The organism is Micromonospora sp. ANENR4 (assembly GCF_015354395.1).
Taxonomy (GTDB): domain Bacteria; phylum Actinomycetota; class Actinomycetes; order Mycobacteriales; family Micromonosporaceae; genus Micromonospora; species Micromonospora aurantiaca.
Genome location: NZ_JADKYQ010000001.1, coordinates 256,962 through 270,795, shown reverse-complemented (window position 1 = coordinate 270,795; position 13,834 = coordinate 256,962). Strand labels below are relative to the sequence as shown.

Below are 13,834 nucleotides of genomic sequence, written 5' to 3'. Positions count from 1 at the left end.
CCTCAGACGAACACGGGCTGGTGGTGGGCGTCGCTGTCGGGCGCGGGCGGGCGGCCGAGCGCGGGGTCCTGCGCGCCACGGGCCGCGTGCCGGGCCATCAGCGTCCAGTTGGTCACCGCGAGCGCGCCGAGAAGCAGACTGAACCCGATCAGCGAGGTGAGCATCAGCCCCGGTGAGACCGGCGAGACGGCCTGCGCGGTGGGCAGCAGCCCGTACGCCGCCCAGGGCTGGCGGCCGACCTCGCGGGCGATCCAGCCGAGCAGCATCGCCACGAAGGGCAGCGGCAGGCCGAGCAGGATCAGCCAGAGCGGCGCCTTCAACCTGATGATCCAGTCCCGCCAGAGCAGCGGCAGCAGCAGCCAGAGGGCGCCGAGCGTGAAGCCGATCAGGATCATGAAGCCGAGGGCGACGTCGGAGAGCACCGGCGGTGCCCAGTCGCCCGGGCCGAAGCGGGCGGTCCAGTCGGCGACGAGTGCGTCCCGGTCGGGGCCGCCGCCGAACTTGGTCGGCTGGAGCTGCCCGACCGGCCCGAACTGGGCGAAGCCGAAACCCTGGAGCATGCTGACCGCTAGGGCCGCGGTGACCAGGCCGAGCCGCAGCGAGGTGCGGAACAGCGCGTAGTCGGGGGTACGCCGCAGCAGGTGCCAGGCGCTCACCGCGGCCATCAGCAGGCCGCCGGTGACCAGGCTCGCCGAGATCACGTGGCCGAACGCCATGCCGAACGTCGGGTTGCTGAGCAGCGCGCCGAAGTCGGTGAGGTGGGCGACGCCGTCGCGGACCTCGTACCCGACCGGGTTCTGCAGCCAGGCGTTCGCCACCATGATCCAGAAGGCCGAGGCGTACGCGGTGATCGCCACGCCCCAGAGCAGCGCCAGGTGCACGCCGCGCCGCAGCCGGTGCCATCCGAAGATCCACATGCCGAGGAACGTGGACTCCAGGAAGAACGCCACCAGCGTCTCGATGGCCAGCGGCGCGCCGAACACGTTCCCGACGTAGCGCGACAGCCCGCTCCAGTTCAACCCGAACTGGAACTCCATCACGATGCCGGTGGCGATGCCGAGCACGTAATTGATCACGTAGAGCTGGCCCCAGAACCGGGTCAGTCGCTCGTACACCGGCTTGCCGGTCAGGTAGCCGGCCGTCTGCAACCCGACCAGCAGCGTGACCAGGCCGAGCGTGACCGCCACGAACAGGAAGTGGATCGACGTGGTGGTGGCGAACTGGAGGCGGGCGAGGAGCAGCGGGTCCACTGTCGTCCTCCCATGCATGGGTTGGCTCTCTTGTCGTAGCCAACCTACACGTAGCCTCGCTACCTATAGGTGCGCGCGAACCCGGAGAAGTCCCGTAGGGGGCGACGTCAGCTCAGGAACAGGGCGAACGGCAGGGAGACGAGCGTGCCGGCGACAGCCAGCGCCATCGCGCCGAGCACCCGCGGCGGGCGGTCCGCGACGAGCAGCCGCTGCACGCGTACGTCGAGGTCGCGGTCGCCGAGTCCGAGCGTGCCGGCCGGCTGGACCCGGTGCTCGGCGGCGGCGAACCGGCGCAGCGCACCGGCCAGCGGTGCGTCCGCGTGCAGCTCCCGGGCCTTGTCGTCGGCGCGCATCTCGACCAGCAGCGCCACCCGCGCGTGCGCGTCCCGCACCCATTGGAACCAGGGCAGTGCCCGGCACAGCGCGGTGAACGGCAGCAGCACCAGGTCGTGCCGCTCCTGGGCGTGCGCGCGCTCGTGGGTGAGCACCGCCGCCAGCTCGGCCGGGTCGAGCAGGTCGAGCGTGCCCGCGCTCACCACCACCCGGGGACGCACCCCGGGCAGGCAGTACGCCGCCGCGCTCGGGTGGTCGAGCACCAGCGCGCCGGGCACCGTCGGGTCACGCCGGGCCACCAGGTGCAGCAGCTCCCGGTGCCGGCGCTGGGCGCGGACCGCGCCGTGCAGGCTGCGTACCGTCGTGGTGAGCAGCACCGCGCCGATGCCGAGACCGACGCCGACCAGGCTGAGGTGCACCGCACCCACACCGGCCGGCAGTGTGCCGTGGGCCAGGTCGTCGGCCAGGGCCAGCAGCGCGTAGCCGGTCGCCCGGTCGTACGCGTCGAGCCCCAGCGCCATCGGCAGCCCCATGGCGGACAGGCCGAGCGCCAGCCCGACCGCCTGCCAGCAGAGGATCGCCACGCGAGGCGCCCGCCAGGTCCAGCGCGCGGCGGCGAGGACCTGCGCGGTCAGCCAGCAGGCCAGGATGATCGCGGCGAAGTGCAGGGCGTACGCCACGGCAGCCGCCCTACCGGTCCGTCGCCTCGTCGAGCGCCGGCCGGCCGGACCGGGGGTTCTCGACCCGGCCGGCCGGTCCGTCCTCGACAGTCGCCCCGGCCTCGGCGCCGAGCGCGGCGCGGAGCACGTCCGCCTCCGTGCCGGTCACCGAGCGGGCGAAGCGTACGAGTGCGGCGTCCCGGCTGCCGCCGAGGTCGAGGGCTTCGAGCATGAGCTGGGCGATGTGCGCCTCACGGGTGGCGGCCGGACGGTAGCGCCACGCGCGGCCCTCCCGCTCACGCTGCACCATGCCCTTGCCGGCGAGCCGGTCGAGCACTGTCATCACTGTGGTGTAGGCGAGTTCCCGGCCGTCCAGGGCGTCGGCGACCTCGCGTACGGTCACCCCGCCCGACGAGGCGGGCGCCGCGTCCCACAGCACGTCCATCACCGCACGCTCAAGGTCCCCCAGCCGAGTCACCCGTCAATCCTACCCCCGGTAGTAGATCCCCTCCGCCGCCCCGGTCCCCGGTTCCGTTCGCCGTCCCTCCCTCCCGAAGATCAACACCAGCTCGGGGAGGTGGTGCGGTCCGAGGCGGCTCGATGCAGCCACCTCGCCGTGCTGGTGTCGATCACGCGGTCCTCGGGCCGCCCCGCCAAGATCCAATCCACCTCGGGGAAGTGGTGTTGTCCCGGGTCGCTCGATGCATCCACTTCGGGGATGTGGTGTTGATCGTGCTGGCCTCGTGCGCGCGCCCCGGCAAGATCCATGCCAGTTCGGGGAGGTGGTGGCATTCGGGGCGGGTTGATCGGCCCACTTCGCCGTGCTGGTGTTGACCTTGGTGCATGGGGGAGGGCGGGGTTGGTGCCGGTTCGGGGAAGAGTGGTGCTGTCCGGTGTCGGTTGGATGTGGCCACCTCGGGGAAGTGGTGTCGATCTTGCCCGGCGCGGGTGCAGTCGACAACAGTCGCGGGAAGCGCGGGAACGGGAAGTGGCGGCAACCCGGCTGGGGGTGTGCCGCCACTTCGGGCCGGACCGGGCTGCGTCGGTCAGACGCCCTTCGGGTGCCAGACCGTCTTGGTCTCCAGCAGCGTGGTCATCCGGGTGATGCCGGGGTCGGCGTACCAGTCGCGGTCGGCCGGGGCCGGCCGGAGCACCCGCTTGAGGTTCTCCGCGGCCTTGATCTCCAGGTCGGCCGCCAGGTCGGCGTCGGCGACGCCGGTCAGGTCGATCGCGTTGACGTCCATGTGCGCGGCGAGCGTCGGCACGGTCTCGGTCAGCCGGCCGGTGAGGATGTTGACCACTCCGCCGGGCAGGTCGGAGGTGGCGAGCACCTCGGCCAGCGTCACCGCGGCCAGCGGCGCCGCCGGGGAAGCGGCCACCACGACCGTGTTGCCGGTGACGATCGCCGGGGCGATCACGCTCACCAGGCCGAGCAGCGCGGGTTCCTCGGGGGCGACCACCGCCACCACGCCGGTGGGCTCCGGCGCGGACAGGTTGAAGTACGGGCCGGCCACCGGGTTCGCCCCGCCGTACACCTGGGACAGCTTGTCGGACCACCCGGCGTACCAGACCCAGCGGTCGATCGCCGCGTCCACCTCGTCGGCCGGGACGCCCAGGGCGACGAACTGCTCGCGCCGGCCCTCCAGCATCTCGGCGACCCGGTAGAGGATCTGGCCCCTGTTGTACGCGGTCGCCCCGGCCCAGCCCTTCACCGCGGCGCGGGCGGCCACGACGGCGTCCCGCGCGTCCTTCCGGGAGGCAAGAGACACGTTCGCGGATTGCACGAGATACGACCGTCCCGACTCGCTGCGCGGGAACTTCCCGCCGATGAAGAGCTTGTACGTCTTGCGTACCGCGACCCGCTCAGACATTGAGGTACCCCTCCAGCCCGTGCCGGCCGCCCTCGCGACCGTAGCCCGACTCCTTGTAGCCGCCGAACGGCGACGTCGGGTCGAACTTGTTGAACGTGTTGGCCCACACCACGCCCGCGCGCAGCCGGTCGGCCAGCCACAGGATCCGGGAACCCTTGTCGGTCCAGATCCCGGCCGACAGCCCGTACGGTGTGTTGTTGGCCTTCTCGACGGCCTCCGCCGGGGTGCGGAACGTCAGCACGGACAGCACCGGGCCGAAGATCTCCTCGCGGGCGATCCGGTGCGCCTGGGTGACGCCGGTGAAGATGGTCGGCGCGAACCAGAAGCCGCGCTCGGGCAGCTCGCACGGCGGCGACCAGCGCTCCGCGCCCTCGGCGGCCCCGGCGTCGGACAGCTCCCGGATCCGGGCGAGCTGCGCGGCCGAGTTGATCGCGCCGATGTCGGTGTTCTTGTCCAGCGGGTCACCGACCCGGAGCTGGGCCATCCGGCGCTTGAGCGACTCCAGCACCCGGTCGGCGACCGACTCCTGGACCAGCAGCCGGGAACCGGCGCAGCAGACGTGCCCCTGGTTGAAGAAGATGCCGTTGACGATGCCCTCGACGGCCTGGTCGATCGGTGCGTCGTCGAAGACGATGTTCGCGGCCTTGCCGCCCAGTTCCAGCGTCAGCTTCTTGCGGGTGCCCGCCACCGAGCGGGCGATGGCGCGGCCGACCTCGGTGGAGCCGGTGAACGCCACCTTGTCCACGCCCGGGTGCTCGACCAGCGCCCGGCCGGTGTCGCCGGCGCCGGTGACGATGTTCACCACGCCGGCCGGCAGATCGGCCTGCTGGCAGATCTCGGCGAACAGCAGCGCGGTCAGCGGGGTGGTCTCGGCCGGCTTGAGCACCACCGTGTTGCCGGCGGCCAGCGCCGGGGCGATCTTCCACGCCAGCATGAGTAGCGGGAAGTTCCACGGGATGACCTGCGCGGCCACGCCGAGCGGCTTCGGGTCGGGGCCGAAGCCCGCGTGAGGGAGCTTGTCCGCCCAGCCCGCGTAGTAGAAGAAGTGCGCGGCGACCAGCGGCAGGTCGACGTCGCGGGACTCCTTGATCGGCTTGCCGTTGTCCAGCGACTCCAGCACCGCCAGCTCACGCGAGCGCTCCTGGATGATCCGGGCGATCCGGAACAGGTACTTGGCCCGGTCCCGGCCCGGCATCGGACCCCAGACCTTCTCGTACGCGCTCCGGGCGGCGCGGACCGCGCGGTCCACGTCGTCGGTGCCCGCCTCGGCGATCTCGGCCAGCACCTCCTCGGAGGCCGGGTTCACCGACTTGAAGCTGCCGCCGGAGGCCGGGTCGACGAACGCGCCGTCGACGAAGAGCCCGTACGAGGGCTTGATGTCCACCACCGAGCGGGACTCGGGGGCGGGTGCGTATTCGAACATCGCGTTCAGTCCAGGGTGAAGTAGTCGGGGCCGGCGTAGACGCCGGTCGTCAGCTTGGTGCGCTGCATGAGCAGGTCGTTGAGCAGGCTCGACGCGCCGAACCGGAACCAGTCCGGGCTCAGCCAGTCCGCGCCGACCGTCTCGTTGACCATGACCAGGTACTTGATCGCGTCCTTGGTGGTCTTGATGCCGCCGGCCGGCTTGACGCCGACCTGGCGCCCGGTGGCGGCGCGGAAGTCGCGGACCGCCTCCAGCATCACCAGCGTCACCGGCAGGGTCGCAGCGACCGGGACCTTGCCGGTGGAGGTCTTGATGAAGTCACCGCCCGCGAGCATGGCGAGCCAGGACGCCCGCCGCACGTTGTCGTACGTGGCCAGCTCGCCGGTCTCCAGAATCACCTTGAGGTGCGCGTCCCCGCAGGCTTCCTTGGTGGCCACGATCTCGTCGTAGACCTCGGCGTACCGCCCGGCCAGGAACGCGCCGCGGTTGATCACCATGTCGATCTCGTCCGCGCCCGCCTCGACCGCCGCGCGCACGTCGGCGAGCTTGATCTGCAGCGGCGCCTGGCCGGACGGGAACGCGGTCGCCACGCTGGCCAGGTGCACGCCGCTGCCGCGCAGCACCTCCGCCACGTACGGGACCATCGACGGGTAGACGCAGACGGCGCCGACGTGCGGGCAGCTCGGGTCGGACGGGTCGGGGCGCAGCGCCTTGGCCGCCAGCGCCCGCACCTTGCCCGGGGTGTCCGCCCCTTCCAGCGTGGTCAGGTCGACCATCCGGATCGCCAGGTCGATCGCCTCGGCCTTCGCCGTGGTCTTGATGGAGCGGGTGCCGAGTTGTGCCGCCCGCTGCTCCGCGCCGACCTGGTCCACGCCGGGCAGGCCGTGCAGGAAGGTCCGCAGAGCGGTCTCGGATCGTCCCAGCTCGGTGAGGTCCGACCGAGCCGACGTCGTTGTCGCCGTCATGCCCCGAATAGTACGCACCCGCGAGTCGAGTGATCTTGCTCACGAACGACCGGTAGTGAGCGTCATACGTGAGCGGTGTCGCTGGTCGTACCGCACCCGCCCGGCGCCCGGCCGGCAAACGGTAGGTTGAGCGATCGTGGACGTAACCGTCATTGACCATCCGCTCGCCCAGACGCGGCTGACCGCCATGCGGGACGCCCGGACCGACTCGTCGTCGTTCCGGGCCGCGCTGCGCGAACTCACCACCATGCTGGTGTACGAGGCCGCGCGCTCCTTCCCGGTCGAGAAGTACTCGATCCAGACCCCGGTCACCGCCACCGAGGGCAGCCGGCTGGCGAACCCGCCGCTGCTGGTGCCGGTGCTGCGGGCCGGTCTCGGCATGGCCGACGCCGCGCTCGGCCTGCTGCCCGAGTCGTCGATGGGCTTCGTCGGCCTGGCCCGCGACGAGGAGACGTACGAGCCCCGCGCGTACATGGAGTCGCTGCCGCGCGACCTCGCCGGCCTGCCGGTGCTGGTGCTCGACCCGATGCTCGCCACCGGCGGCTCGCTGGAGCACTGCTGCCGGCTGCTCGCCGACCGCGGCTGCACCGACATCACCGTGCTGTGCGTGCTCGCAGCGCCGGTCGGCATCGAGCGGCTGGAGCGCTCCGGCCTGCCGCTGCGCCTGGTCACCGCCTCGATCGACGAGGGCCTGAACGACTCGAAGTTCATCGTCCCCGGCCTGGGTGACGCCGGCGACCGCCAGTTCGGCGGCATGCCCCGCTTCTGAGACCGGTCCGGTGCGGAGGGACGCCCTCCGCACCGTGTCCGGCCCTACCCGGCGAGTCGACGCGCGGGGGTGCGGGGAGGCGCTAGCGTTCCGGGCCATGACTGGTGTTGCGCTCGCCGAGGAGTTGCTGCTCCTCGCGTATGACGACGAAACCGGCAAGGCCACCATGCCGCGGATCAGCCTGGACCTGGGCATGGCCGCCGCGGTGCTGGTCGAGCTGGCCCTGGCCGGACGGGTCGCGTACGCGGACGGGAACCTGGCGGTGGTCGACCCGGCCCCCACCGGCGAGCCGATCGCGGACGCCGTACTCGCCAAGATCGCTGCGGACACCCCGCACACGCCGTCGTCGTGGGTGCAGCGACTGCGGCACGGGCTGCGCGACCGGATCCTCTCCGACCTCTGCGGCCGGGGCGTGGTCCGCGACGTCGACGAGACCGAGCTGGGCTTCATCCACGTGCACCGCTACCCGGTGGCCGACGCCTCGGTCGAGGCGGACATCCGGCAGCGGCTGGCCGACGCGCTGACCAGCGGGCAGCTCCCGGACGAGCGGACCGCCGCGCTCGCGACGCTGGTCGCCGTGCTGCGGATGGAACCCGCGCTCGGGCTGACCGGCTCGGCCGCCGAGGACGCCGGCCGGCGCCTGGAGGAGATCGCCGCCGGCGCCGGGTTCTCCGGCACGGTGAGCCTGGACGACAGCGTGGTACGCCCGTCGATCAGCCTGGTCATCGCCGCGCTGGGCCAGGCCGTCGACGCCGCCCTCGGCAAGCGGTGAGGAAGGCCCCTTCTTAATGCCTCCGGTAGAGGAAGGGCCCCTTGTTGACGCCTGGCGTCAACAAGGGGCCCTTCCTCGCAGCAGGGGTCAGAGGCCCAGGGCGGCGGCGATCTCGTTGCGCAGCTCGGTCACCGCGGCACGCGCGCGCTGCCGGGCCGCGGGCACGTCACCGCCGGTCACCGGCTCCACCACCTCCAGGTACGCCTTGAGCTTCGGCTCGGTGCCGGACGGCCGGATCACCACCCGGGCCGCGCCGGTGCGCAGGATCACCACGTCGGCGTCCGGGAGCAGGTCGGACGCCTCGGTCACCGGCTGCCCGAGCAGCGCGGTAGGGGTGGCCGCCCGGATCCGGGCCATCGAGTCCGCGATCACCCGCAGGTCCTCCACCCGGACCGAGAGCTGCTCGGTGTGGTGCACACCGAACTCGGCTGCGAGCTCGTCCAGCCGGTCGAGGAGCGTGCGGCCCTCGGCCTTGAGATTGGCGGCCAGCTCGGCGACAGTCAGCGCGGCGGTGATGCCGTCCTTGTCCCGGACGTGCTCCGGCGCGACGCAGTAGCCGAGCGCCTCCTCGTAGCCGTACACGAGCGGCTCCCGGCCGCCGCCGGCCCGGACGATCCACTTGAACCCGGTGAGCGTTTCGTCGTAGGGCAGGCCCCGGGCCGCCGACATGGCCCGCAGCAGCGCCGACGACACGATCGTGGTGGCGTACAGGCCGGTCACGCCCCGCCGCATCAGGTGGTCGGCGAGCAGCGCGCCCACCTCGTCGCCGCGCAGCATCCGCCAGGACCCGGCGTCGCGTACGGCAACCGCGCAGCGGTCCGCGTCCGGGTCGTTGGCGATGGCCAGGTCCGCGCCGGTGCGGTCGGCGAGCGCGACCAGAAGGTCCACCGCGCCCGGCTCCTCCGGGTTGGGGAAGCTGACGGTCGGGAACGCCGGGTCCGGCTCGGCCTGCTCGGGCACCACGCCCGGCACGCCGAATCCGGCGCGTGCGAACGCGGCGGTCAGCACCGCGCCGCCGACCCCGTGCAGCGGCGTGTACGCCACCTTCAGGTCGCGCGGTCCGGCCGGGTCCACCACGGCGGCGGCCCGCTCCACGTAGGCGGCCACCAGGTCGTCGCCGAGTACCTGACCGGCCGGACCGAGCGGCACCGCCGCGAGCGGGCCGACGGCGCGGATGGCCGCCTCGATCCCGGCGTCGGCGGGCGGCACGATCTGCGCGCCGGAGCCCAGCTCACCGCCGAGCTGCGCGCCCAGGTAGACCTTGTAGCCGTTGTCCTGCGGCGGGTTGTGGCTGGCGGTGACCATCACGCCGGCGACCGCGCCGAGCTGCCGGACCGCGAACGCCAGCACGGGCGTGGGCAGCGGCCGGGGCAGCAGCAGCGCCGGACGGCCCGCACCGGTGGCGACCTGCGCGGTGCGCTCGGCGAACGCACGGGAGCCGCGCCGGGCGTCGTACCCGATCACCAGCGGGCCCTCGCCGCCCTGGGCGGCGAGCCAGCCGACGAGCCCGGCGGCGGCCTGGGTGACCACGGCGAGGTTCATGCCGTTGGGCCCGGCCCGCAGCGGGCCGCGCAGCCCGGCGGTGCCGAAGGTCAGCGGACCGGCGAACCGGTCGGCCAGGTCGGCCGCCGTGTCGGGCAGCCCGTCGAGGACCGCGCGCAGCTCGTCGCGGTCGGCCGGGTCCGGGTCGTCGTCGAGCCAGCGCTCGGCGCGTACGCGAAGGTCGTCAAGGTCAGTGGTTTCCGCCGCCATTGCCTCATGAAAGCACGGCGGCGGATCACCACCGACCGTCGGCCTCGACTCAGTTCGCCGCCGTGAGCTGGAACGAGCCGGCCATCGCGTCGAAGATCGGCTTGCTCTCGGCGAAGGTGGCGTCGCTGGAGGAGAGGTAGAACGAGTAGACCTTGCCGCCCTGGACCACGCCCCGCCACACGCCGTGCCGCTTCTCGTCACCCTCGCCGCAGGTGTACTCGAACTCGGCGGCCGGCTTACCGGCCAGCGTCGTCTCGGTCATCGCGAGCTGTTCGTAGGGCTTGGCGCACGACTTGCTCTTGTCGCGGAGGTTGCGGGAGGCGAACTCGGCCCAGCTGACCGACGTGCCGCCCCAGTTCTCGGCCAGCACCCGCACCTTGCGGCTCTCGTCCTGCGGGTCGACGTAGTCGACGAAGACGCCACCGGTCTTGCGGTCCCAGCCCTTCGGCACCTGGACGGTGATGCCCTTGACGGTCTGCTCCTGCATCTCCACCGGCGAGGCGGCGGCCGAGTTCGACGGCAGCGCGCCCACGATCGGCGGGGGAGCGTCGTCGCCGCCGCTGGTCAACGCGATCACGCTCACCAGCAGCACCACGGCGAGGCCACCGGCGGCGGCGAGCTGGACCTTGCGCGGCCACGCCTTCACCCGGCCGAGCAGGCCCTTGGCCGTGCCGAGCGGGCCGCCACCACCGGCGGCGGGTGCGGTGGCCGGGGTGGTCCACGCCTGGCCGGTGCCGGGCACCGACCACTGGTTGCCGGCGCCGTACACCGGCTGGGTGGCGTCGACGGTGCGGCCGTAAGTGGCGGGTACCGCCTGGGTCGCGTCCGCACCGGCGCCCGCCCCGAGCCGGACCGTGGCGTCCGGCGAGATGCGCTGGGTGGCGTCCGGCGTGCCCGGCCCGGACATCGCGCCGGTCGGGGTGTGCAGCGGACCGGCCAGCGCGTCGGCGCTGGTCTCGTCGAGCGCGGCGGCACCCGCTGCGGCCTTCTCGGCCTGGGGCCGCTCGCCGCGACGCAGGGCGGCGAGGCGGTCGGTGAGCGACTCGTCCGGGCCGATCATCGCCCGGCCGCCGATCTGCCCGCTCGGCTTCGGCTCCGCGGCGATCGCCGGCGGCGTGGTCGGGCGCGGCACCGGGACCACCGCGTACGGGTCGGTGACCGAGTTTACGGCGGTCGCGGTGCTGGTCAGCGGCCCGGCGAGCAGTTCGCGCAGGTTGGCGCGCGCGCGGTGCACGTCCATCCGGCGGGCCGGGTCCTTCTCCAGCAGCCCCATCAGCACCCCGGTGAGCGGGCCGCTGCGCTGCGGCGTGGCGGGCGGGTCCTCGACCACCGCGTGCATGGTCTCGATCGGGTCGCCCTTGTCGAACGGGGGCCGGCCCTCGACCGCGGTGTAGAGCGTCACACCGAGCGAGAACAGGTCGCTCGGCGGCCCGAACTCCTGGCCCATTGCCCGCTCGGGCGAGATGAAGTGCGGCGAGCCGAGCACCATGCCGGGCGTGGTGAGCTGCACGTCGGTGGGCATCCGGGCGACGCCGAAGTCGGTGAGCACGCAGCGGCCATCGGTGCAGATCAGCACGTTCGCCGGCTTCACGTCGCGGTGCAGCACGCCGATCGCGTGCGCGACCTCCAGCGCGCCGAGCAGCGCGATCCCGATCTTGGCGACGGCGCGTGGCGCGACCGGCCCGTCCTCGATCACCATGTCGGCCAGGCTGCGGGCGTCCAGCAGCTCCATCACGATCCACGGGCGGCCACCCTCGGTGACCACGTCGTAGACCTGCACCACCGCCGGGTGCTGGATCGCCGCGGCGGCTCGGGCCTCCCGCAGCGTCCGTTCGTAGAGCGCGTCGCGGTCGCTCGGGGCGAGCCCCGGCGGGAGGACGACCTCCTTGACCGCCACATCACGGCGCAGCAACGTGTCTGTGGCCCGCCAGACCGTGCCCATGCCTCCGTTGCCCACCGGGGAGCGCAGCGAGTAGCGACCACCGATGGTGGTGCCGGGCGCCGCGCGTCCAGTGGGGGGACTGGCCGGTCCGCCGCTCCACGTCGGAATCTGAGTCACAGAAAAGCCACCGGGGGATATCGAGGGGGCTGGGACACAACCCCTCTATCTTGCTGGTTCCGACGCCCGATGCGAAACCCGACGCGGCGGGCGTTTACCTACTCGACGGTATGTGGTCGGTTGCTCACCTCCGGTGGGTCGCCGCCGCGAGGTGTGCGGTATCCCTCACCCACCAGGCGGTCTGCGCGTCCTACCATCCGGTAATGAGCGATGCGCGGTCAAGCGAGTCGGGTTTCCCGATCCAGGGCGTCTACACGGCGGCAGACCTTCCGGCGGATCTGGACGCCCGGCTGGGCGAGCCGGGCGAGTTCCCGTACACCCGCGGGGTCTACCCGACGATGTACACGTCCCGGCCCTGGACCATGCGACAGTACGCCGGGTTCGGCACCGCGACCGAGAGCAACGCGCGCTACCACCAGCTGCTGCGCGCCGGCACCATGGGCCTGTCGGTCGCGTTCGACCTGCCCACCCAGATGGGGTACGACTCGGACGACCCGATCGCGCACGGTGAGGTCGGCAAGGTCGGCGTCGCCATCGACTCCATCGAGGACATGCGCACGCTGTTCGGCGGCATCCCGCTGGACAAGGTCTCCACCTCGATGACCATCAACGCGCCCGGCTCGGTGCTGCTGCTGCTCTACCAGCTCGTGGCCGAGGAGAACGGCGTGCCGGGGGCGGCGCTCAACGGCACCATCCAGAACGACATCCTCAAGGAGTACATCGCCCGGGGGACGTACATCTTCCCGCCGAAGCCCTCGCTGCGGCTGGTCGCCGACACCTTCGCCTACTGCCGGGCCGAGGTGCCGAAGTGGAACACCATCTCGATCTCCGGCTACCACATGGCCGAGGCCGGCGCGTCGCCCGCGCAGGAGGTGGCGTTCACGCTCGCGAACGGCGTGGAGTACGTCCGCGCGGCGCTCGCCGCCGGTCTGGCCGTCGACGACTTCGCGCCCCGCCTGTCGTTCTTCTTCGTGGCCCGCACCACGCTGCTGGAGGAGGTCGCGAAGTTCCGCGCGGCCCGGCGCATCTGGGCCCGGCTGATGCGCGACGAGTTCGGCGCGAAGAACCCGAAGTCGATGATGCTGCGGTTCCACACCCAGACCGCCGGCGTGCAGCTCACCGCCCAGCAGCCGGAGGTGAACCTGGTCCGGGTGGCGGTGCAGGGCCTCGGCGCGGTGCTCGGCGGCACCCAGTCGCTGCACACGAACAGCTTCGACGAGGCCATCGCGCTGCCCACCGAGAAGGCGGCCCGGCTGGCGCTGCGGACCCAGCAGGTGCTGGCGTACGAGACGGACCTGACCGCCACCGTCGACCCGTTCGCCGGGTCGTACGTGGTGGAGGCGATGACCGCCGAGGTGGAGGCGGCCGCCACCGAGCTGATGGACCGGGTCTTCGACCACGGTTCGGCGGTGGACGCGATCGAGGCCGGGTTCCAGAAGCGGGAGATCGAGCAGTCCGCGTACCGGATCGCCCAGGAGATCGACTCGGGCGAGCGGGTGGTGGTCGGGCTCAACCGGTTCCGGATCGACGAGGAGGAGCCGTACGAGCCGCTGCGGGTCGACCCGTCGATCGAGGCGGCGCAGGGGGAGCGGCTGGCCCGGCTGCGCGCCGAGCGGGACTCCGGCGCGGTGGAGCGGGCCCTGGCCGAACTGCGTGCCGCCGCCGAGGGGGACGCCAACGTGCTCTACCCGATGAAGGAGGCGCTGCGCGCCCGCGCCACTGTCGGCGAGGTGTGCGGGACGCTGCGCGAGGTGTGGGGGATCTACCGGCCCAGCGACCGGTTCTGAATCGTCCCGGCGGCGGCCCCGCCGCGCACCCTGAGTGCGCGGTGCGGGCCGCTTTCGCGTGTGCGATTCGGCGATTCGGGTAACCGGATCGGGTGAACGGGACGGACAGCCTGTGCGGTCGGCGGTCGGACGCTCGTGTCACCGTCGGGAGTCTTCCGGCAGCCGACAGTTGTCGTGCAATTGTCGGAGCGGCA

11 protein-coding genes are annotated in these 13,834 nt (G+C 72.5%); 3 read left to right on the top strand and 8 right to left on the bottom strand.

The genetic code is table 11. The features are described 5' to 3' along the window. Positions 1-2 precede the first annotated feature (2 nt). From IRY44_RS01245 to deoC, 6 genes are all read right to left on the bottom strand, one after another. Positions 3-1,250 (bottom strand): cytochrome ubiquinol oxidase subunit I, encoded by a 1,248-nt coding sequence (locus IRY44_RS01245; RefSeq protein WP_194798633.1) that lies wholly within the window; start codon positions 1,248-1,250, stop codon positions 3-5. 107 nt (positions 1,251-1,357) lie between these two features. Continuing rightward, complete coding sequence (locus IRY44_RS01240; protein ID WP_194798632.1) at positions 1,358-2,263, bottom strand: M56 family metallopeptidase; 906 nt, start codon at positions 2,261-2,263, stop codon at positions 1,358-1,360. A 10-nt stretch (positions 2,264-2,273) separates the two neighbouring features. After that, entirely contained in the window at positions 2,274-2,720 is a 447-nt protein-coding gene (locus IRY44_RS01235) for a BlaI/MecI/CopY family transcriptional regulator (RefSeq protein WP_194798631.1), read from the bottom strand. Between the two features lie 568 nt (positions 2,721-3,288). Then, positions 3,289-4,113 (bottom strand): aldehyde dehydrogenase family protein, encoded by an 825-nt coding sequence (locus tag IRY44_RS01230; RefSeq protein WP_194798630.1) that lies wholly within the window; start codon positions 4,111-4,113, stop codon positions 3,289-3,291. Next, positions 4,106-5,536: an aldehyde dehydrogenase family protein gene (locus IRY44_RS01225; protein ID WP_194798629.1), complete on the bottom strand. Its 1,431-nt coding sequence runs from the start codon at positions 5,534-5,536 to the stop codon at positions 4,106-4,108. Before IRY44_RS01225 ends, IRY44_RS01230 begins: the two co-directional genes overlap by 8 nt. 5 nt (positions 5,537-5,541) lie before the next feature. After that, positions 5,542-6,501 (bottom strand): deoxyribose-phosphate aldolase, encoded by a 960-nt coding sequence (deoC, locus tag IRY44_RS01220; RefSeq protein ID WP_194798628.1) that lies wholly within the window; start codon positions 6,499-6,501, stop codon positions 5,542-5,544. Between the two features lie 136 nt (positions 6,502-6,637). Between deoC and upp the strand changes: the two genes are divergently transcribed. Further along, on the top strand, positions 6,638-7,270 hold the full coding sequence (gene upp / locus IRY44_RS01215; RefSeq protein ID WP_120571672.1) for a uracil phosphoribosyltransferase: 633 nt from the start codon (positions 6,638-6,640) through the stop codon (positions 7,268-7,270). Positions 7,271-7,367: 97 nt separating this feature from the next. Further along, complete coding sequence (locus IRY44_RS01210; protein WP_194798627.1) at positions 7,368-8,042, top strand: GPP34 family phosphoprotein; 675 nt, start codon at positions 7,368-7,370, stop codon at positions 8,040-8,042. Between the two features lie 87 nt (positions 8,043-8,129). Here the strand turns inward: IRY44_RS01210 and IRY44_RS01205 are convergent, their stop codons facing one another. Then, positions 8,130-9,794 carry a phospho-sugar mutase gene (locus tag IRY44_RS01205; RefSeq protein WP_194798626.1) on the bottom strand — a complete coding sequence of 555 codons (1,665 nt, stop codon included), beginning with the start codon at positions 9,792-9,794 and terminating at the stop codon, positions 8,130-8,132. Positions 9,795-9,843: 49 nt separating this feature from the next. Further along, positions 9,844-11,853 (bottom strand): serine/threonine-protein kinase, encoded by a 2,010-nt coding sequence (locus tag IRY44_RS01200; RefSeq protein WP_194798625.1) that lies wholly within the window; start codon positions 11,851-11,853, stop codon positions 9,844-9,846. A 203-nt stretch (positions 11,854-12,056) separates the two neighbouring features. On the opposite strand from IRY44_RS01200, the gene IRY44_RS01195 reads away from it, so the two are divergent. Then, the gene (locus IRY44_RS01195; RefSeq protein WP_135243294.1) at positions 12,057-13,640 is read left to right on the top strand and encodes a methylmalonyl-CoA mutase; all 1,584 of its coding nucleotides are present in this window, start codon (positions 12,057-12,059) and stop codon (positions 13,638-13,640) included. The last annotated feature ends 194 nt before the right edge of the window (positions 13,641-13,834 follow it).

Excerpts from the sequence above, each read along its gene's own strand:
- IRY44_RS01230 (WP_194798630.1), bottom strand. The coding sequence starts at position 4,113 with ATGTCTGAGCGGGTCGCGGTACGCAAGACGTACAAGCTCTTCATCGGC.
- IRY44_RS01225 (WP_194798629.1), bottom strand. The coding sequence starts at position 5,536 with ATGTTCGAATACGCACCCGCCCCCGAGTCCCGCTCGGTGGTGGACATC.
- deoC (WP_194798628.1), bottom strand. The coding sequence starts at position 6,501 with ATGACGGCGACAACGACGTCGGCTCGGTCGGACCTCACCGAGCTGGGA.
- IRY44_RS01210 (WP_194798627.1), top strand. The coding sequence starts at position 7,368 with ATGACTGGTGTTGCGCTCGCCGAGGAGTTGCTGCTCCTCGCGTATGAC.
- IRY44_RS01205 (WP_194798626.1), bottom strand. The coding sequence starts at position 9,794 with ATGGCGGCGGAAACCACTGACCTTGACGACCTTCGCGTACGCGCCGAG.
- IRY44_RS01195 (WP_135243294.1), top strand. The coding sequence starts at position 12,057 with ATGAGCGATGCGCGGTCAAGCGAGTCGGGTTTCCCGATCCAGGGCGTC.